This is a genomic window from Thermoanaerobacterium xylanolyticum LX-11 (genome assembly GCF_000189775.2).
Taxonomy (GTDB): domain Bacteria; phylum Bacillota; class Thermoanaerobacteria; order Thermoanaerobacterales; family Thermoanaerobacteraceae; genus Thermoanaerobacterium; species Thermoanaerobacterium thermosulfurigenes.
Genome location: NC_015555.1, coordinates 889238 through 910181, shown reverse-complemented (window position 1 = coordinate 910181; position 20944 = coordinate 889238). Strand labels below are relative to the sequence as shown.

General features: G+C 33.9%; 19 protein-coding genes and 5 tRNA genes. 5 read left to right on the top strand and 19 right to left on the bottom strand.

The window, feature by feature from the left end:
• Positions 1-5: 5 nt before the first annotated feature.
• Positions 6-584 carry a potassium-transporting ATPase subunit KdpC gene (gene kdpC / locus THEXY_RS04485; RefSeq protein WP_013787647.1) on the top strand — a complete coding sequence of 193 codons (579 nt, stop codon included), beginning with the start codon at positions 6-8 and terminating at the stop codon, positions 582-584.
• Between the two features lie 22 nt (positions 585-606).
• Here kdpC and THEXY_RS04480 read toward each other — a convergent pair whose 3' ends face one another.
• Together THEXY_RS04480 and THEXY_RS04475 are read right to left on the bottom strand one after the other, a co-directional pair.
• On the bottom strand, positions 607-1746 hold the full coding sequence (locus THEXY_RS04480) for a universal stress protein (protein ID WP_013787646.1): 1140 nt from the start codon (positions 1744-1746) through the stop codon (positions 607-609).
• 59 nt (positions 1747-1805) lie between these two features.
• Positions 1806-3050, bottom strand: a complete 1245-nt coding sequence (locus THEXY_RS04475; RefSeq protein ID WP_013787645.1) for a stalk domain-containing protein — start codon at positions 3048-3050, stop codon at positions 1806-1808.
• A 197-nt stretch (positions 3051-3247) separates the two neighbouring features.
• Between THEXY_RS04475 and THEXY_RS04470 the strand changes: the two genes are divergently transcribed.
• Positions 3248-4669 (top strand): PIG-L deacetylase family protein, encoded by a 1422-nt coding sequence (locus THEXY_RS04470; RefSeq protein ID WP_013787644.1) that lies wholly within the window; start codon positions 3248-3250, stop codon positions 4667-4669.
• Between the two features lie 28 nt (positions 4670-4697).
• Positions 4698-6614 carry an FAD-dependent oxidoreductase gene (locus THEXY_RS04465; RefSeq protein ID WP_013787643.1) on the top strand — a complete coding sequence of 639 codons (1917 nt, stop codon included), beginning with the start codon at positions 4698-4700 and terminating at the stop codon, positions 6612-6614.
• 47 nt (positions 6615-6661) lie between these two features.
• Here THEXY_RS04465 and murJ read toward each other — a convergent pair whose 3' ends face one another.
• Together murJ and THEXY_RS04455 are read right to left on the bottom strand one after the other, a co-directional pair.
• Complete coding sequence (gene murJ, locus THEXY_RS04460) at positions 6662-8215, bottom strand: murein biosynthesis integral membrane protein MurJ (RefSeq protein ID WP_013787642.1); 1554 nt, start codon at positions 8213-8215, stop codon at positions 6662-6664.
• Positions 8216-8379: 164 nt separating this feature from the next.
• A complete protein-coding gene (locus THEXY_RS04455; RefSeq protein WP_041592206.1) occupies positions 8380-8706 on the bottom strand; it encodes a thioredoxin domain-containing protein in 327 nt (108 codons plus the stop codon).
• Between the two features lie 151 nt (positions 8707-8857).
• Here THEXY_RS04455 and THEXY_RS04450 point away from each other — a divergent pair, with 151 nt between their 5' ends.
• Both THEXY_RS04450 and THEXY_RS04445 read left to right on the top strand, forming a co-directional pair.
• The gene (locus THEXY_RS04450) at positions 8858-9157 is read left to right on the top strand and encodes a carboxymuconolactone decarboxylase family protein (RefSeq protein ID WP_013787640.1); all 300 of its coding nucleotides are present in this window, start codon (positions 8858-8860) and stop codon (positions 9155-9157) included.
• A 79-nt stretch (positions 9158-9236) separates the two neighbouring features.
• Positions 9237-9689, top strand: coding sequence for a DUF1003 domain-containing protein (locus tag THEXY_RS04445; RefSeq protein ID WP_013787639.1), 453 nt, complete (start codon positions 9237-9239; stop codon positions 9687-9689).
• A gap of 1 nt (position 9690) precedes the next feature.
• Here THEXY_RS04445 and THEXY_RS04440 read toward each other — a convergent pair whose 3' ends face one another.
• From THEXY_RS04440 to THEXY_RS04370, 15 genes are all read right to left on the bottom strand, one after another.
• On the bottom strand, positions 9691-10032 hold the full coding sequence (locus THEXY_RS04440; protein ID WP_013787638.1) for a PqqD family protein: 342 nt from the start codon (positions 10030-10032) through the stop codon (positions 9691-9693).
• Positions 10033-10098: 66 nt separating this feature from the next.
• Positions 10099-11499: a phosphodiester glycosidase family protein gene (locus THEXY_RS04435; protein ID WP_013787637.1), complete on the bottom strand. Its 1401-nt coding sequence runs from the start codon at positions 11497-11499 to the stop codon at positions 10099-10101.
• A 128-nt stretch (positions 11500-11627) separates the two neighbouring features.
• Positions 11628-13058 (bottom strand): amino acid permease, encoded by a 1431-nt coding sequence (locus THEXY_RS04430; RefSeq protein ID WP_013787636.1) that lies wholly within the window; start codon positions 13056-13058, stop codon positions 11628-11630.
• 34 nt (positions 13059-13092) lie between these two features.
• Positions 13093-14283: a pyridoxal phosphate-dependent aminotransferase gene (locus tag THEXY_RS04425; protein WP_013787635.1), complete on the bottom strand. Its 1191-nt coding sequence runs from the start codon at positions 14281-14283 to the stop codon at positions 13093-13095.
• Positions 14284-14301: 18 nt separating this feature from the next.
• Positions 14302-15831 carry a phosphoenolpyruvate carboxykinase (ATP) gene (gene pckA / locus THEXY_RS04420; RefSeq protein ID WP_013787634.1) on the bottom strand — a complete coding sequence of 510 codons (1530 nt, stop codon included), beginning with the start codon at positions 15829-15831 and terminating at the stop codon, positions 14302-14304.
• A 51-nt stretch (positions 15832-15882) separates the two neighbouring features.
• Complete coding sequence (locus tag THEXY_RS04415) at positions 15883-16875, bottom strand: asparaginase (protein WP_013787633.1); 993 nt, start codon at positions 16873-16875, stop codon at positions 15883-15885.
• A 56-nt stretch (positions 16876-16931) separates the two neighbouring features.
• The gene (locus tag THEXY_RS04410) at positions 16932-17996 is read right to left on the bottom strand and encodes a M24 family metallopeptidase (protein WP_013787632.1); all 1065 of its coding nucleotides are present in this window, start codon (positions 17994-17996) and stop codon (positions 16932-16934) included.
• 100 nt (positions 17997-18096) lie between these two features.
• The gene (locus tag THEXY_RS04405; protein ID WP_013787631.1) at positions 18097-18603 is read right to left on the bottom strand and encodes an amino acid permease; all 507 of its coding nucleotides are present in this window, start codon (positions 18601-18603) and stop codon (positions 18097-18099) included.
• Positions 18604-19336: 733 nt separating this feature from the next.
• Positions 19337-19410, bottom strand: a tRNA-Cys gene (locus THEXY_RS04400).
• A 6-nt stretch (positions 19411-19416) separates the two neighbouring features.
• Positions 19417-19492: transfer RNA gene (locus THEXY_RS04395), tRNA-Gly, on the bottom strand.
• Between the two features lie 9 nt (positions 19493-19501).
• Positions 19502-19577 (bottom strand) — tRNA-Phe (locus tag THEXY_RS04390).
• A gap of 13 nt (positions 19578-19590) precedes the next feature.
• Positions 19591-19667, bottom strand: a tRNA-Asp gene (locus THEXY_RS04385).
• Between the two features lie 7 nt (positions 19668-19674).
• Positions 19675-19747, bottom strand: a tRNA-Val gene (locus THEXY_RS04380).
• Positions 19748-19887: 140 nt separating this feature from the next.
• A complete protein-coding gene (locus THEXY_RS04375; protein WP_013298441.1) occupies positions 19888-20091 on the bottom strand; it encodes a cold-shock protein in 204 nt (67 codons plus the stop codon).
• Between the two features lie 76 nt (positions 20092-20167).
• Complete coding sequence (locus THEXY_RS04370) at positions 20168-20923, bottom strand: SIR2 family NAD-dependent protein deacylase (protein WP_013787630.1); 756 nt, start codon at positions 20921-20923, stop codon at positions 20168-20170.
• Positions 20924-20944: the final 21 nt, after the last annotated feature.

Below are 20944 nucleotides of genomic sequence, written 5' to 3'. Positions count from 1 at the left end.
TAGACATGATTAAAAATGCCATTTTAAAAAGCTTAATACTTCTTATAGTACTCTCTGTCTTTACAGGTCTACTATATCCACTGACTATTACTGGAATAGCACAGCTAATTTTCCCACATCAAGCAAATGGAAGTCTGATTTACAAAGATGGCCAAGCCGTTGGTTCATCTTTAATAGGTCAACAATTTAGCGATCCAAAATATTTTCATGGACGTCCATCTTCTGCCGGTGAATCCGGATATGATGCAACGTCCTCATCAGCTTCAAACCTTGGTCCTACAAATAAGCTGCTAATTGAAAAAGTTGAAAAACTGGCACAGCAAGTCAGAGAAGAAAATGGTCTTAAATCAAACACTGCCGTCCCATCTGACATTATTACATCATCGGCAAGCGGTCTTGACCCCGATATAAGCATTGAGGCTGCCCTTATGCAAATACCACGGATAGCTAAAGCCCGTGGCATATCTGAAGAAAAATTAAAAAATCTTGTTAACGAGCATATTACAGGGAGACAATTAGGCATATTGGGAGAACCAAGAGTAAATGTATTAGAACTAAATATCGCTCTTGATAACCTCAAATAGCAGAACAATTTTTGTCTTTTGATTAATTATATGGGATAACATGTATTTCAATGCTTTTTGCTGAGTTTATTAGTTTCAGTACCGTAGATCCTCTTAAAAGCGTCTCCCACTTTCTTCTGTTTGAATGTCCCATTATTATCTGTGTAATATGTCTTTCTTTGGCAAATTTAAGCAGTTCTTCTGATACGCTTTTTCCTCTTAAGACAACTACTTCAGCCCCGAGCTGCTTAGCAAGCTTAAAATGGCTTTCTAACACCTCCATATCTTTTTTAGTTGGCTTTTTGGCGAAAATATTTGTGCATTCTACATACACGACTATCCATTCGCATTTAAAGCGGTGTGCTCTTCTTGCACCCCGTCTTATTAATTTTTTTACAAGCGGATTAAAACTTATGCATACCATTATTTTTTCATTTGTCTCCCAATTTTCTTGTATGCCATGTTCTTTCATATATTGCTCTAAGTCTTCATCAACTTCATCTGCAGACTGTCGGAGTGCCAATTCTCTTAAGGCATTTAAATTTCCCTTTCGGAAAAAGTTTTTTAACGCTTGATCAACTTTATCGAGATTGTACACCTCACCTCTTTTTAATCGATTTTGAAGAGCATCAGGCGTTACATCTATGACTTCTATTTCATCGGCATTATTAACTATTGTATCGGGAACCGTCTCCCTCACCGTTATACCAGTAATCTGTTTTACAGTGTCATTTAAACTTTCTAAATGCTGTATATTCAAAGTCGACAAAACGTTTATTCCATTTTGCAGTATTTCCTCTACATCTTCATATCTTTTATTATTCTTGCTGCCAGGTACATTCGTATGTGCCAACTCATCTACCAAAACGACTTGCGGTTTTCTCTTTAATATAGCCTCAAGATCCATCTCGTACTGTACAGTACCTTTATATATGATTTCTTTTTTAGGTATTATTTCCAAATCACCAATCATCGCCTCAGTTTCTTTTCTTCCATACGTTTCTACAACACCGATGACGACATCTTGACCTCTTTTTAATCTTCTGTTTGCCTCATCAAGCATGGCATACGTCTTTCCTACACCAGGCGCATATCCTAAAAATATCTTCAACTTGCCTCTTTGACTTTTATTGGCTATTTCCAATGCCTCTTCTGGCGTAAGTCTCTTAAAATTATCGCTCATTGTATCACTCCTGAAAATTTCTTTATTTTTATTAAATGTCGATTTATCTTACAATTTATTTATGATACAGCATAAATATAAGCTGTCTGCTCTAATGAATCATCGCTTAATTGTCCAATAAGCCATCCAGGACTCGTTGTCTCTGCAAAATAATATTTTGTTCCACCAAAGTTGTAATATGTAAAATCGTAATCTCGGTAGAGCGGAAGTTCATTATCATTAAATGCTATTCCAACTGCCATGTGCCCAACTTGCTGGTTCTGAGGCGGAGGAAATACTAATAGCGCCACATTATAACCCAAATTTTTAAGCAGTGATGCCAATAATATTGATTTATCTTTACAATCGCCACCATCTACAAGAGTTTGGACAGGAAGCTCAGGCGTATCAGTTATTTTGTACGGAATAGATTCAACAAAACTTTGAACAAACTCCGCCGTGTGAAAATTGTCAAGACCATTACTCTGTGCCATTTGCAATAAACTTTTTGCAATATCTTTTACATAATCGTAATTTGATTCTTCTGTGACCCAAGGTGTGTAATTATTATTTGCATACTCCGAACATGATAGAACTAATGTCTTAATTTCATCAGACATATATGAAAGCTGAGATGATTGTTGTTCACCACTGCTATTATAAAAAGTATCTATTATACTGGGTATTTTTCTGTCCCAATTTAGAACATCAGTAGGGATCTGAAGTTTTAAACTGTACGTAGCATTTCCATACTGCCAACTAAATTGCTTACTTACATCATTTGACGGATTGACATTTGCTGATGTGCCCAACGAGGAATTGTTATTAGCCAAAGTAGAATTATTGATATTTAAACTGCTTCCCGACTTTTCAACGTAATCAAATGTGACAGAATATGTAGATTGATTCCAACTAATGTTTATGCCAAAAGCCTTAGATATCCAGTAAACAGGCACCATTACCCTATTATTCACAATCTCGGGCTTCGTGTCCATCAGGATTATATTCCCGTTTACATTTAAAATATCGCTGTTTACGCTAAGCTTTACGATATTATTATAGCTATTTATAGTTATGACTCCATTTTCATAAACAATGTTTTGAGGTTCAACACCTATAGCATATGCTACATATCGCAATGGCAAAAACGTACGATTATCTTTTATATAAGGTGCTACATCCATTGCATAATATTGACCATTAATGGTATATTGACTTTTGCCAACAGTAAATTCTACTTTCACATCATTTGTCGCAGCAAAAGCCGAAAACATGATACTTGCACCAATCAATACAATGCAAATAAATACAAGCAGTTTCTTCATCTCTTTCATCTCCTTTGTGTGCTGGATTAGTATTAAAATATAAACAATCTTTAATCACCATTGCTTTTACAATATTTTATCATATTTTGCTCGGCAACACCATTTTATCTTTTTTTAATCTTCTGTTAACAATTTATTCATAAAGTTTTGATATTATTTTCTTACAATTATGACACAAATATGAGGGGGAATTAAAATTGAATAAGAAACTATTTAAATGGAAGTATATATTTATAACTTTTGGGCTAATCAGTGCCATTATTATCGCATTTGTCATGAATTTAAAAACTACTTTTGCCAATCTCACAGAAAAAAAGCCTGTTCCCAATAACGACGATCCGGGACAAAGAATACTTGTTGTCGTACCACACCCTGATGATGAATCGTTGGGAATGGCAGGTGTCATACAAAAAGCTATCGAATTGAAAAGACCTATAAAAGTAGTAATTGTAACAGATGGTGAAAGTTACAAAAAAGCTGCTCAAGTCTTTACAGGTGACATCAATCCAACACCAGCAGACTATTATAAACTTGGACTTCAAAGGCACAGTGAAAGTTTAGCTGCAATGTCTGTACTTGGTCTTCCAAAAGATGACGTGATATTTTTAGGCTTTGCTGATGGCAGTACAAGATTTTTGTGGAGCGATTTTTGGGACAATGGAAAACCCAGGATTAGCGGTGGAACAAATGTGGCATATTCTCCATATAAAGATGTGTACAAACCTGGTGTTGCATATACAGGTGAAAATTTAGAAAATGAGCTGCAAGACATTATAAAGTCATTTAAGCCTACAGATATTTACTATCCTTTAGCAGATGACGTACATCCCGATCACTGGGCTGTAAGCAACTTCACAAGATACGCAATAATCGCACTTAATCTAAACGTAAGAGAGCACATGTTTTTAGTTCACCATCCACAATGGCCTGTTCCATGGTTATTGATGCCAAATGACTCTCTTTTACCACCAACAGACATGAAAGACAGCAACACTGTATGGCAAAGTATTCTTCTTTCGAAGCAAGAAGAATCTAAAAAGGAAGAAGCCATTAAGAAGTATACATCACAGATAAAAGTGATGGAGCCATTTTTATTGGCATTTGTAAGGAAAAATGAGCTTTTCGGGACAAAGCCTGTCATTACGATTCCAGAAGTTGAAACGAAGCCAAACTTATACGACAAAAACATGCCTTTCTCGCTTTTAAGCATACCAGCAGGCGGAATTCTCGAACAAGAAATCTATAAAAGTGCTGATCTTACAAAGCTTGCTTCCTTCTACTACGACAACCACTTGTATATAGGTGTTCAAACACTGTCGCCTATATCTAAAAATGTTAGATACAACATCGAAATGAGGTTGTTTTACAATAACAGCATAAAGAGAATCGATTTAGGACTGGTAAATGGCAAGCTCTATCAGTACAAAAAAGCCAATAATTCGCTTCTTAAATCTATAGCATCAAGACCAATAATAGACAAAAATATATTGTGGATAAAATTGAATATTCCACAAAAACAGGACTTGCGCTATATATTCATGGGCTCTGACTCAATATACAAAGGAAGACTTATCGATAAGATTCCTTGGAATTTGTACAAGATATCTAAGCAAGCATAGCCGCTTTTCATGAATCGAGGTGACTAATTTGCAAAAGAAATATTTAAAGACAGTGATATCGCTTTTCATCGTGTCGGTACTAATAATAACGGCAGTAGGTGGCTACTTTTACGTAGAAAAGTACAAAAAATCATCACAGGAGACTAAAGCTAAAGTTATAGAGGAAAATTCAAATCTTCCTAAACCTATAAAGCTTAACCTTCCTAAAGACGGAAGCCAATACGATGTCATAGTAGTAGGAGCAGAGCCGGAAGGCGTCGCCGCTGCAAGGTCTGCTGCAAAAAACGACGCCAAAGTCTTAATAATCGACAAGCACGATGGTCCCGGCGGCCTCATGACGTACGGTATGCTAAATACAATCGACATGAGCATAGGTCCTGATGGTACATTGCTTACACAAGGCACATTCAAAGAGTTTTTTAAAGGCATAGGCTCAAAAAACTCCTTTGATGTAAAAAAGGCAAAAGAAGTATTCTTGAAGCTTTTAAGCCTTCCAAACATCACCCAGTCGTACAATACAACATTTGAAAAACCTATAATGGACGGAAACAAGATAATAGGCATAACAGCATTAAAGGACGGAAAAGAAGTAAACTACTACGGCAAAAGGATAATCGATGCAACGCAGGATGCCTCAGTTGCAGCATCTGCAGGTGTGCCATACACAATCGGCGCAGAAGACATGGGCTTAAAAGGGAAAGTACAGGCATCGACTCTTGTCTTTAGACTAAAAGGTATTGACTGGGACAACCTAATAAAAATAATAAAATACGAAAAAAAGATACCAGAAACGTATATAAACAATACATCTGCAAATGGATTTCTATCCATCACAAAAAACTACAAGCCTTCAACGCCTATGCTTAGGTTAAGAGGTCTTAATCTCGGTAGACAAGATGACGGCACAGTATTAGTAAACGCACTTTTGATATACGGCGTAGACGGACTTAATCAATCATCAATAGAAAAAGGAATAGAATTAGCAAAGAAAGAGCTCCCAAGAATAGTACAATTTTTTAGAGAAAACATCCCTGGCTTTGAGAAAGTGCAGCTTGACGGCACAGCAGATGAGCTGTATGTAAGAGAGACAAGGCACATAAAAGGATACTACACACTTGACATAAACGATGTTGTATTCAACAGGGACTTTTATGACAGGATAGCAATAGGGTCATATCCTGTAGACGTACAAGCAACATCACCAGAAGACACGGGATATGTATACGGAAAGCCTGTAGAGTATGCAGTGCCATTTAGGTGCATAGTGCCAGAAAAAGTAGACAACCTTTTAGTAGTAGGGCGATCAGCATCCTACAGCCACTTAGCTGCAGGCTCTGCCAGAACAATACCAATAGGCATGGCAGAAGGAGATGCGGCAGGTGTAGCGTCAGCGTACTCCATAGCCAAAGACAAATCATTTGAAGACATCGCAAAGAATGAAGAAGATATAAAGAACATACAGTCCATATTGGTAAGCCAAGGAGCGTACCTTAAACCGTTTAAAGTAGAAGAAACTGTAGAGAAAAGTTGGGCTTTTGACGGACTAAAATTTGTCCTTCACTGGGGGCTTATAGTACCTGGATACACAAATGATTTTAAGCTTAATGAAAACATAAAAAGCATATCATTTTATTATATGGCATCAAACATGATTAAAAGGTCAATACCAGATAAATCACAGCTCATAGATGATGATTATCAATATCTGCAAAAATACATTGTAGACAAGCCTCTTACGAAAGAAGAAGCTGCAGATATACTATTGACGTATGCTGGATACAGAAATGAGGCTAATAAATATAGTGGTAGTTTATGCGATTTAGCACATGAAAAAGGACTAATATCTGATACAGCATATCAAAAGATGAAAGATACAAAATATATAAAATGGGAAGATTCATATGACATGATATTGTCACTTCACAATTATCTAAGCAAACTCTAACAAAGTAAAATATATGCAAAAAAGCTCGGTTTTTAGCCGAGCTTTAATTAATTCTGAAAATTAATTATTCTGTTTGCAACAATGCCAAATAAGTATTTAAACTCTTTCACTTTTAAAAGAAGCATCATACCAACGTATATAGCACCACCAATAATGACGATCAAACTTGTAAGCAACAATTCCATCTTAAATCCAACCATGTATCTTGAAAGAAAATTGTTCATTAAAAATACCGCTGCGCCCATGACAATAGAAGATAATACCAATTTACCACCGGTAATTACAATATCGCGTCCACCAAAAGCTCCCATCTTCTTTCTAAAATCCTTCATCAATAATATAGCACAGATTGCTGCAGATGCAGATGAGCCTATGGCAAGACCAGCGATACCTATATATTTTACCAGTATTATGCTTATCAATATATTTACTGCTATGCCTAAAATACTGTTTATCATAGGCGTTCTCGTGTCATTTGTGGAGTAAAATGATACATTAAACACATCTCTTATGCCGTAAAAAATCATTCCTATTGAAAGGTATAAAAGCGCAATAGCTGTAATCTCAACACTATAATCATTAAACCTACCATGTTTAAAAAGTATATCTATTATGTGGTACCTTAAAATCATGATGCCTAAAGTAACGGGAATCATGATCATATTGATATTGTTTATAGCCTTTATCATGTGAGATTTCATGCCTTTATAATCGCCGGTGCTCCCTTCCCTTGACAAAGTAGGAAATATGACTGTCACAACCGACGTGGCAAATGTCCCGTAAAAAGCACCTGTCAATAAGCTGGCATAGCTAAAAGCGGTGATGTTTCCATTCGGCAATCCTGAAGCAAGCCTCGTATTTATGATTATGTTTATCTGATTTACAGATAATCCCACAATGACAGGGCTAATGAGCTTAAGCATCCTTACTATGCGAGGATCTTTAAAATCAATTTTTAGACTGTATCTGTACTTGTTCTTGATAAGCCACGGTATCTGGTTTACCACCTGAAGGCCAAATGCGACTGTAGTGTAGATAGTAAGGCCTACTATGCCACCATCCTTTGCAAAAAACAGCATAAACACTATAGGTGGAATGTCTATCAAAATACCATTTAAAGCAGGTGCAGTAAAGTCGTTAAGAGTCTGAAGAATAGCAGTAAAACCTGCTGACATGCTTAAAAACAGCATGTTTACAATGCTTATTTTGGTCAAATTTACTGCAAGTTGGAACTTCTCACCTGTAAAATTCGACGCCATCAATCTTACCAAGTATGGCGAAAAAATCCATGCTATGACGAATATGGCAAATGAAAACAAAAATAAAATGTTCATTATATTGTTAGCAAAATCAAACATCTCATCTTTGCCACGCTTAGCATACGTCTCATTTAAAAGTGGTATAAAAGCTGTAGATACAGCAACACCTATTATAGAGTAAAGCACTGTAGGAATATTTAAAGACACCGTATATGCATCAGTAGCCCATGTGGTGCCAAACACCTTACCCTGTACAGTATTTTTCAAAAGCCCAGCAAATTTCCCCAAAATCGTTATAAATGCAACAATGCTTGCCGACTTAAACAGTTTCTTATTACTCATACGATCTCCAATCTAACTCGTAATTTTTCTTAGCAGTGATTTTAAGCTTCATAACAATTTTATATTTTACATCGCAAACGGCTTTTAGGCAATACACAGCAATTTCAAAATTGAAGAGTTTTATCGACTAAAAATAAATTTTTTACATTAATAGCCATTGTAACTTATGAAAAAAACAGATCATAATACTTCTGTATCTTCTCTTCTAAGATGTCCATGCTTATAAATCTCGCCTCTCTTATGACTTCTTTCCCTTCCACAAAAAGAAGCACTGTTGGCACAGTAAAAACCGAAAACTCCGATGATGTAGCAGGCAATTCGTCTATAGAAACATGACCACTGGATATCTTGTCATAATTTAATAGCATCTCTTCAAGTTTTGGAAGCAATGTAGTGCATATACCACAATCATTTGTTGAAAAATACAATAGCGCCATTTCTTCATCATTCACAAATTTCTTTATATCGTCAACTGCATATAATTTTTCCATCATCTTTGCCCTCCGAAATTATTTTTAAATCTAACATATAAAGTATTTTACCACAAAGCGAAAAATTTTTATATATCTTGCCTTAATATTAAAATTTAATTTTCAATGGTGATATAATATATTATGTAAAAATATACTAGGAGGGATTTAGATGCCATTACCACCATTTTTGTCATCTCTTGATAAAAATGATCCTGAATTTGCATCTGCAATAGAAAAAGTCTATTCTTATGCAATGGGACCAGGCTCATTAGACCAAAAGACAAAATTGTTAATTGCACTGGCTATTGATGCATTGTACGGCGCTAACCTTGGAGTAGAAAACATATCAAATCAACTGCGAAATATGGGGGTAAGCGAGGAAGAAATAAAAGAAGCAATTAGAATCGCATACTTCGCATCCGGAAATACAATATTAGCTTCATATATTTCTGCTTTCAAAAACAAATAACCATTAAAAAGTGAGAAGCTTTAATGAAATTTAAGCTTCTCACTGTATTAAAAATCATATAGTAGAGGTGAACACAAATATGGATAATAAAGAAAAGCTGATACATTCATATATTGACAAGAAAGTTTCCAAAAATATCAACGAAGAACACAAAGATTCCCTGACATTTGGCGATAGGATGGCAGATAAATTAGCAGATTACGCTGGCAGTTGGTCTTTTATATTTACGTTTAGCTTTCTGCTTATCGTTTGGATGGTTATAAATAGTGTCGCTCTTATAAGGCACTTTGACCCATATCCATTTATACTCTTAAATTTGGTTTTATCCTGCCTTGCTGCAATACAAGCTCCAATAATCATGATGAGCCAAAACAGACAAGAAGCAAAAGATAGGTTAAAAGCACAAAATGACTACGAAGTCAATTTAAAAGCAGAGTTAATAATAGAAGACCTACATACAAAAGCAGATAAAATCATTGAAAATCAAGAAAAAATACTGAAACTTTTAGAAAGTCAAACGCAAAAACAATAAATTATTGAATCCTCCATCTAATCCATCCATTTTGATGCAAATAGCGTAAATATTTGTTTAGTCTATCGTATGTAGGCTCAGCTTTATCGCCGTAAACTTCTTTAAGCTTAATGCCAATGTCATAAACAGTTCTTTTTCCGTCAATAAGCTTCCAAACGGTGCTGCCGATTTCATCAAGCTCTATCGTAGTTATCTTTGGTCTTTTGATAAAAAGCCTCACCAACCGCTCAACAATTTTATCATGTCTAAACAAAAGCTTGACTATGTTATCATTCTCTTCCCACATAAGTTTTTTTGAATGAATAGGTACATAAAGCATGAAATTGTTGTTCTTTTTAGCCATTTATCACATCATCCTTATATTATCGTGTTTTTTTATGCAGTCACTAAAATATATTATATCACACATTTATTTGTAGAATATCAGTGCATTACTTAAATCCCTACCTGGCTTTGTTAAATACCCACCTTTAAAATAAAGCCCAGAAGAAGCACCACCATCAAGATTCATTGCATTGTATGCACCTAAATCTTTCATTATCTGTGCCAACTGATACACAGTAATCTCTGGTGTAGTCACAAGAAGAATGTCACCTTGTGCCGTTACTCCAATAGCACTTCTCGCATATGATAAGCTTACGATTTTATCCTCTGTAAAACCCTCTCCTACAGGGTCTGCACTGACCACACCATCTTTAACAAGAGTAGGACCTGCTCCTACAGCCTCAACAACATCAGACCAGTCAACTGGATTTCCACTATCATTTGTAAAGTTGATTTTATAGTCAACTGTCTTGCCTACATTGAATACTTTAGCCAAGTATTCCTCGCTGCCATTGAGATTTATGACATATCCATCTGCAGGAATATTTACATCTTGATTTTCTTCAATATCTTTAACAACGCCATTTTCTACCACAATATTTATTCCATAGTTGAAGCCAAGGTGACTGCCCCACTCAGATGTAAATATATATACCGAGTTTATAGAAGGTATGTGATTGAAACCATAAGCATACCAATTATTTGGCCAGCTATAAGAACCATTAGTCCCACCTACAATACTTATTCTCAGCTTATCCATCTTCACCTGCCCATTAGCCGTAAAGCCAAAGACAGATCCTACATTAACTATATGCACAACTTTGCCATCTTTGATTATAGTATTCCACGGTACCGGATCTCCACCATAAGCATTGAAAAATGTACCGTTTATTGCAATATCTGCATTGTAGTATTTGGCCATGTCATATAGGCTCTGTGTAGTACCTATCTGATTATTTGCCAAAATAACCGCAGGTTTATATGGCGAGTTGTGAGGTATTCTTACAGCCGTCACAACAACACCATCAACTTTCTTAGTAAAACTTGTCGCATCTAAGCTATAATCAACCGCTTTAACATAAATATATGAATTATTAAAAGGAATAGCAGCAGTTTGCGTACTATCATCCCATTTAACTTGATTATCACCAATCAATTCAGCCAAAAACCGAAGTGGCAAAAAGGTTGATCCGTTCTTTATTATAGCAGGCACCGGCATATCTTTGCCTTCTCCATTGACAACTGCATTTGTACTGTTAATCTTAAGCACGATTTGAAGGCTGTCTTTTATGATTTTAACTGTTTGAGTATCACCATCCCATTTTACATCTGCCCCCATGCTCTGAAATACACCTCTGGCAGGCACCATCATATAGCTATTATTTTGGTATGTATACAAAAAACCATTGTAGTATGTATCAGCATAAACATGTGAAAATATAAAAACCAAAATCAAGAGTACAATAATTTGTGGAATTTTTTTCATATCAATTGGAACAACTATTATCTAAGTGTTATTCCTTATCCTCCTCTCATTTTATAGAAATAGCTTATAAGAAATTATAGTTATTATAATACTTTATTAAGATTCGACATATTTTAAAAAATTCCTTCTTAATTTTTGTTAATTTTTGTGGGAGTAATTGCTGATGTAATACGCGTTATTATAAATCCTAATATTATTAATAAAACAGGTCCACCATAGTCCTTTAATATAGGTATTATTGCTTCACTGAAGCTTTTAGAATCGACAAAATCTCCCCAACCAGCGCCGAAAAATGCAAATATACCAAGAATAAGAACTATTCCAGAAGCTATAATAACTATTGATTTCGACTTAAGCATTTCAAATGGAGCGTGATTTCCTCTCATTCTGAAAACCAGATATGCAGCCCCAAGTACAATGTAAGGAATAACCAATGAAAGTGATGATAAGTTAGTAAGCAATACAAAGAAATCATTTATTCCCTTTAGTCCTACAAGAGGGACTGCGATAAGCACAATAAGAACTGCACACTGAATCCATAATGCATTAACCATAGTTCCATCTTCACGCTTTTTAGTTATAAATTTTGGGAATGTACCCTCTGGAACTTCTGAAAACATAGCTCTAAGTGGTGATTCCATCCAAACAATATATGCTGCAATAGAAGTTATTGTATAGATAAGTGCATATATTTGAACAGCAACTTTACCACTTCCTAGTCCCCAGTTATGTGCAAGAATTTTATATACAATATATCCTGCATCCTTTAGTCCTGCCTTTTCAAGTACCTCCGGTGATGCAACAAAGCAAACTGCAAGTGAACCAATAATGTACGCTAGAGCTATAAATATAGTAGCTATAATAACACCTTTAGGAAAAGTTTTCCTCGGATTATCCACATCTTTAATATAAGTACCAGCTACTTCTGCGCCTGCAACAGCCAATAATAACCATGAGAATGTTGAAAAATATGATGCATTAAATTTAGGAATAACGGTCTTGGCAGTAAATGTAGTTGCAGATGGATTTTTACCAATTATTACTCCAACGATAGCAAATACTATAAATATGACAGTTGTTGCTAATGTTAATTTTCCTCCAATGTCGCTAATTTTCGAGAACGTTTTTACACCTAATGTAGCTATATATGTTAAGACAACTACTAAAATTAAACTTAAATAAACAAGGATAGCTGGATTTGTAAATCTGTTTTCACCAAATAAAGCCCAAGATACCATAACAGGTATTCTTGCAAAAACCATTTGAAGATAAAAAAGGTTTGCTACAAAATAAGACCATGTACCTATAAATGCCCAATTAGGACCTAAAGAACTATTTATCCAAGTATAAATACCACCTTCTTTATCTTGATTTGCAGATGCTAACTCTGCAATCATAATCGATAATGGTAAAAAATATAATAGAGAGACAATAAGCCAAGATGGAATTGCAGCTGGTCCTAATGCAACAGCATTTGTCGTAATGTTATTAAATCCAAATGTTGGTACAAAAGTTAGCATTACTAATGACCATAAACCAATTCTTTTTTTGCTATGCAAAATTTACCACTCCTTTTTTATAGAATTTATAGTTTTAAACTAGCTTTTCTAAAGCACTTTTTATTCTTTCAAGACCAATTTTGATATTTTTAACTGAAGTTGCGTAGGATAATCTAATATAATTGTCATTTCCAAAAGGTTGTCCAGGTATTATTGCCACATTAGCTTCATCTACTAAATATTTAGCCATATCAATTGAATCATTTATAATAACATTTTTATAAGATTTACCAATATAATAATCTATGTTGACATATACATAGAAAGCACCTTTTGGTATTATGTATTTAAGCCCTCTAATATTATCTAGCAATGACAGAATTAAATTTCTTCTTTTATCAAATTCTTTTTTCATTTCGTCTGTAAAATCATGACCTTCTTTTAAGGCAGCAATACTAGCATATTGTGCTATTGTATTTGGATTAGAAGTAGTATGACTCTGTATATTGCTAATTACCTTAGCTATTTTTAAGCTTGATGCACTATAGCCAATTCTCCACCCTGTCATTGAATATGCTTTTGACATGCCATTTATCACTATTGTTAAATCTTTAATTTTTTCATCTATAGATGCAATACTTACGTGTTTCCCTTCATATATTAATTTTTCATATATTTCATCAGAAATTATAAATATGTTATTTTCAACCGCTATTCTTGCAATTTCTGATAATTCTTCTCTTGAATAAATTGCTCCTGTAGGATTATTAGGGCTATTTAAAATCAATAATTTTGTTCTTTTTGTAATTGATCTTATAAATTCATCAGCGGAAATTTTAAAGTTATTCTCTTGCTTTGTTTTCACAATGACAGGTTTGCAATTAATCAACTTAACCATTTCAGGATAACTAACCCAATATGGTGATGGAATTATAACTTCATCTCCAGGGTTTAATATAGCAAGCATAGCATTGAAAATAGAATGCTTAGCGCCACTAGAAACAACTATTTGATCTACTGTGTAATTTAACCCATTGTCAAGTAATAATTTTTTGCATATAGCCTCTTTTAGTTCACCAATACCTGACGATGCAGTATATCTAGTATAATTCTTATTTAATGCGTCTACTGCTGCATCTTTTATGAATTGAGGGGTAGGAAAATCTGGTTCTCCAGCTCCAAAACTAATAACGTCTATTCCTTGCGATCTCAATTTATTTGCTTTTGCTGTTATTTCAAGTGTTGCAGAAGGTGTTATTCCCATAGCACTTTTAGATAAAATCATATTCTTATCTCCCCTAACTTAAATATCGTGTTTAATATTATCTAATTTTGATTTAAAAACAGATAATAATTTATTAGCAGTTTCCAAATAATTTTTCCTTTCATTCCATGTTTTTAAAGGATCTAGCAATTGGTTAGGGACATTATCACAATTTTCTGGTATTAATAAATCAAATACCGCATCTTTTTCAAAATTTGTCTTTTCTAATTTGCCATCTAATGCATTTTTAATTATTTCTCTTGTATATTTTAGTTCTATTCTTTTACCAATCCCATAAGGCCCACCTATCCATCCAGTATTTATCAGGTAAACTGTTGTATTATTTTCTGCAATTTTTTCCTTCAATAAATCAGCATATTTCTTGGGAAATGACGGCAAAAATGGTGCCCCAAAACATGGCGAGAATGTCGCTTGAGGCTCGGAAATTCCCTTTTCTGTTCCAGGTATTTTGCTCGTATAACCCAATAAGAAATAGTCAACAGCTTGTTCATTTGTCAATTTGGCAATTGGAGGTAATACTCCAAAAGCATCGGCTGTCAAGAAAAATATAATTTTAGGATTTCCTCCAATTCCATTTTTAGATCTTCTAGAAATATATTCAAGAGGATATGAAGCTCTTGTATTTTCAGTTACTTTACTGCTTGTATAGTCCGGTACATTATTCGTATCATAAACTACATTTTCTAAAATTGTTCCAAACTTGATTGCATTCCATATTTCAGGTTCACTATATGGGGATAAATTTATACATTTTGCATAGCAGCCACCTTCAAAATTAAAAATTCCACGCATAGACCATCCATGTTCATCGTCACCAATCAAATACCTTTCTGGATCTGTTGATAAAGTTGTCTTTCCAGTTCCAGACAATCCAAAAAAAAGTGCTGTATCATTATTTGGACCTATATTTGCTGCACAATGCATAGGTAGTACATTTCTTTTCAACATCATATAATTCATCATTGTGAAAACGGATTTTTTTATTTCTCCAGAATATTTTGTTCCACCAATTAAAATCATCTTTTCCTCAAAACTTATAATGATAAATGCTTCAGAATTTGTTCCATCAACAATTGGGTCAGCTAAAAAATTAGGAACACAAATAACTGTAAAATCAGATTCTTTTTTTAGTTCATTTTCACTTTTAGGATTAATAAATAATTGATGTACAAAAGCATTTTGATAAGCATATTCATTAACAACTGTAAGTTGATATTTATATTGTGGATCTGCACCAACAAAGCCTCTAAAAACATATAGCTTTTTATTTTTTATATAATTAACGACTTTGTTATAAATTTTTATAAAATTTTCTTTTTCCATAGATTTATTATTTGTCCACCAAATATCATTATGAATAGACTCTTCATCTACAATGTATTTATCTCTTGGTGATCTTCCAGTGTATTTCCCTGTATAAACGTCAAATGCACCATTTTCTAATAATTTTCCTTCATTATTTTTTATAGCTTCCTCTATCAAGTCTGAAACAGGCATATTATAGAGAATATTGCTAGAATTTTCCAAAACATCATCTATATCAAGCATAAACAATTCTCCTCTCAAGCATCATAAAGGTATACTAACATTGCAATGCTCTTAATATGCAGATTGAAACATTCTTTTAATTTCTTCATAATTATTTGAATATCCTAAGCTCAACATCAACTTTATTCTTGCTTTAAGCCCATTGAGATTTTCACCCAAAATAGCTCCTATTGATACTAACTCTTTACCTCCACCCTTATATCCATAAGTGTCAAGCACACGACCAGTAAGACACCGAGAAACTATAACAACAATAACATTATTGGCTAATGCATATTTGATTCCTTCTACCATAGTAGGCGTTACATTACCTCTTCCTGTACCTTCAATAACTATTCCTTTATCTCCAGAGTCAACGCAAAACTTTATTAATTTGTCATCCATCCCAATTACAGTCTTTAAAAGGCTAACTTTCTCTTCTACTGCATCAGTTAAAATTTTCTTCTGCGGTATTATGTTTCTGTAAAATATGACTTTATCGGTATCCACAAAGCCAATAGGACCTAACATCGGACTGCAAAAAGCATCCAAGCTGCTGGTACTAATCTTGACAACTTCACTGGCAGCAAATATCTTATTATTAAACACAACTAATACGCCTTTGCCAATAGATTTTTCATTAATCGCAACTCTAATTGATGCCTTTATGTTATTTATCCCATCATACTCATCTTCAGAAACATTTCTCATTGAACCAGTCAAAATAACTGGTTTAGAAAAATCCAACGTTAAATCCAAGAAATACGCAGATTCTTCTAAAGTGTCAGTGCCATGTGTCACTACAACTCCACATATGTCACTTCTATTTAATAGACTCAGAATTACACTTTTTAATTTTTTTAATAAGTCAATTGTAATATGTGGACTTGGATAATTCCCAAAATCAACTATTTCTATTTCAACATCATCAAAATGATTATTAAACAATTTCATAATTTCATAACCTGTTAATGCTGGAACAAAAGAATTTTTATCTTTATTCATCGCCATAGCAATAGTTCCACCTGTAAATACAATTGCAACTTTTTTGCTCAAACTTTTCACCTTACCTCTTTGATTAGATTAATCCGTCATTCAAACTCACTATTTTAGCCTCAACATCAAATCTCCATTAAATCTTTTGGTGAATTTGTAAGATCTAAAACATTATTTTCTTTTATTACTACCATATCTTCAATCCTAACTCCTCCAAAATTTGGTATATATATTCCTGGCTCAACCGTTACTACCATATTGACTTTTAAAATACCATTCTTATTTTTAGCCATAAATGGTGCTTCGTGTATTTCAAGTCCAACACCATGACCTAATGAATGTCCGAAATATTCACCATATCCTTCATTTTCTATGATACTTCGTGCTAGATAATCTCCTTCATTTTCTTTTATATTTGCTTTTAAATTTTCTATGGCATTTCTTTGCGCATTTAACACAATATTATATATCTTTTTTTGTTCTTCTGTAGCTTTACCTATGACTACTGTTCTAGTCATATCTGAACAATATCCATTATATTTACATCCAAAATCAAATGTAACAAACTCGCCATTTTCTATTGTTTTTTCAGATGCTTTGCCATGTGGTAATGCAGATCTAAATCCTGATGCAACAATAGTATCAAAAGATGTACCTTCTGCACCCTCTTTTCTCATGTAGTATTCTATTTCAGCAGCGATATCTTTTTCTTTCATTCCTACTTTTATAATGCTCAAGATATGTTCAAATGCTTTCTCAGCTATCCTTTGAGCTTGTTTAATATTTTCAATTTCTTTTTCATCTTTTATAGAACGAAATGACTCTATTATGTTATTCAGTGGTTCTAGCTGAATTTTGCAAGTTTCTTTTAGCATTGAATAGGTTTCATAAGTCATATAACCACTTTCGAAACCTAATTTTTTTATTCCAGACAAATTGATACATTCGCTTACCGCTTTAAACATATCACGATTATTGTCTATTATTGAAAAGCCATCTGTCTCAATTTTTGCCTGTTCAGTATATCTTGAATCTGTAATGAAAAAAGCTTTATCTTTTGTAACAATAGCAATACTATCATCTCCTGTAAAACCGGTTATGTAAGATACATTTGCCGGTTTTGATATGTAATAACCATCAAAATCGTATTGGCTCAGCAAATCTTGTAATTTTATTAAACGTTTATTCATATTAAAATCTCCTTTTCATTTTCACATTTATTTTTAATATATTGACATATTTTATAAATCTTTGTATTTTTCTTAAATAAACGGGAGATTTTCTATCCCTTTAGGTCCTTTTGTTAACTAATAATTCTACTGTTTTTATAATTATTAAACCTTTACTCGCTACATAGGTAATTAGTATAATAAGCAATATACCTAATAATCCAATAACTTGAGTCGAATTTAGTCCAAACAATCTGAGAGATGAGGTTTTGTCTGTGCCAAAAATTATATTAGAGATATTTATAAAAATCGTTGAACAAATGCTGACCATCCATACAACATATGAAGCATACCACATAAAAGTACCTACAAAGGCGTATTTAGGACCAACCGATCTTTCCATCCACGTATATATTCCGCCACTTTCTTCTTTAAATGCAGCTCCAAATTCCGCCATCATAAACGCATAAGGCAAGAAAAATGTTATACCTGATATGATGTACCACGGTATTGCGCTGTATCCCATAAGATAAAAAGCTCTTGGCATATTGTTAAATCCAAAAACAGAAGTAAAGATCATTAAAATTAAAGGCACCAGTGTCAGCTTTTTCTTTGATTCATCATTCATAATAGCACTCCTTCCTATTTGATTAAACTTTTATTTTATTTATTAAAATTTTTTAATCTAACTAAATTATAATACCTTTAACAGGTAATTGCAATACTATTTCAAATTGAATTATTAATTTTAATTTATGCAATTTTCTGTATAAATACCTGAAATTATTGTTTTGTATTTGCAGCATAAAATTCTGTTATGGTATCGTTTGAATAATTTATAATAGAAAATTTCAATAATTTTTTAGATACTTTTTAAAATATCGCCTTTTCTATTGATTCTATAAATAAAGCTTTACATCATAACGCAGAAAGTATAAATGCGTTCGAATGTCAGAAAATATTTTGATTTTTATTAAAATATTTTAATGTATTAAAACACAAAAACTATATCAACTATTAAAAATGAATCGATGCAAAAATATCTTGATTTATTTATACAAGATTATTATTGTTTTATATGTATTATATTCGACGTATTTCATCGAAATCCTGTTTAAATGCAATAAATAATTCATGAATATTTTAGATAATTTAATTTCATTAAAAACTAATATTTGCATAATACTAAATATTTTATAAATTCTCAGATTTGTATATACTAATATAAGTGATCTATTTTTCATAAAAACGTGAAGATAAATCGAAAAAGTAGTTTATTTTTTATGTTAGCAAAATATACTTTTAAAGCAAAATCCAAAAAAATAAAAGCCATGAAAGGCTTGATATCGCTTGATTTTATATGGAGGCGGCATCCAGATTCGAACTGGAGATAAAGGTTTTGCAGACCTCTGCCTTACCACTTGGCTATGCCGCCAAATTTTGGAGCGGACAACGAGACTCGAACTCGCGACCCTCACCTTGGCAAGGTGATGCTCTACCAACTGAGCTATGTCCGCTTAACTTGATGGTGCCTCGAAGTGGAATCGAACCACTGACACAGGGATTTTCAGTCCCTTGCTCTACCGACTGAGCTATCGAGGCTTTTTAAATTTTATGGCGACCCAAAAGGGGCTCGAACCCTCGACCTCCAGCGTGACAGGCTGGCGCTCTAACCAACTGAGCTATTGGGCCATGACAGTGGTCGCAATAGGGCTCGAACCTATGACCCCCTGCTTGTAAGGCAGGTGCTCTCCCAGCTGAGCTATACGACCAATTTCCGTGACAAGTATTAGTATACATAAAAAACTCTAATTCGTCAATATCCTTTTTTAATTTTTTTCGCATCTCGTCTAAATATGCATAGATAAATATTTCAAAACCCTAACATTGCTGTTAGGGTTGATTTTATCCATTAGGAAACTTTTTTAACGTTAGCGGCTTGTGGCCCTTTTTCAGCCTCCACTATATCAAACTCAACTTCCTGACCTTCTTCTAATGTCTTAAAACCATCCTGTTCAATTGCTGAGTAATGAACGAATACGTCTGAGCCTCCTTCTCTCTCTATGAAGCCATAACCTTTCTCAGCATTGAACCATTTTACTTTACCTCTTACCATTATATCTTCCTCCAAACGTGATAAATAATTTACTTCTTTATAATAGCACTGAAACATATACATTGTCAAATGAATTTTAGCCTTGTTGTGCCGCCTTTAAATATCTTACGATTTTGCTTAAAGCTTCGCCTGCCGATTCTCTTATAATTGCATCTGCCCTTCTATCTTCAGGTGTCTCTGACTTATTTATTATGACAAGATGCTTTGATAGTCTCGGAAGAAAGTTTACAGGTGATACGGTAAGCGATGAACCAATGACTATCATCAAATCGCTGTCTTCGGCCTCAAGCCATGCCTTTTCAAAATCTTCAGGCATCTGATCTCCAAACATCACAACATCTGGCCTTAAAATCCCATTGCATTTGTCGCATTTAGGCGGGATTTCCCCTTTAGACACTTTGACCTCCAATAAATCAATTGGTACCACTGTGCCACAATTTGTGCAACTTCCTGTCCTCGTCTGGCCGTGTACTTCGTATACTTTCTTCGATCCTGCTTTTTGGTGCAAATTATCTATGTTTTGAGTAATTACACTGGATATAAACCCATCTTGCTCCAGTTGCGCCAATATATAGTGTGATTTGTTTGGCTTTGCATCTTTCATGGACAGTAAAATTTTAAAACCATTGTTGTAAAACTTTTTAGGGTCATTGTATAAAACTCTTGTTGACAGTGCTTCCATAGGGTCCATCTTTTCCCAAAGTCCAGTTCCTGGACTTCTGAAATCAGGAATGCCGCTTTCTGTAGATATTCCAGCACCCGTCAGTACAACAGTCTTTTTAGAATTCTCTATCAACCTTGCAACTTTTTCATATACATCCTCTTGCCCCATTTGTCTCACCTCAAATACAAG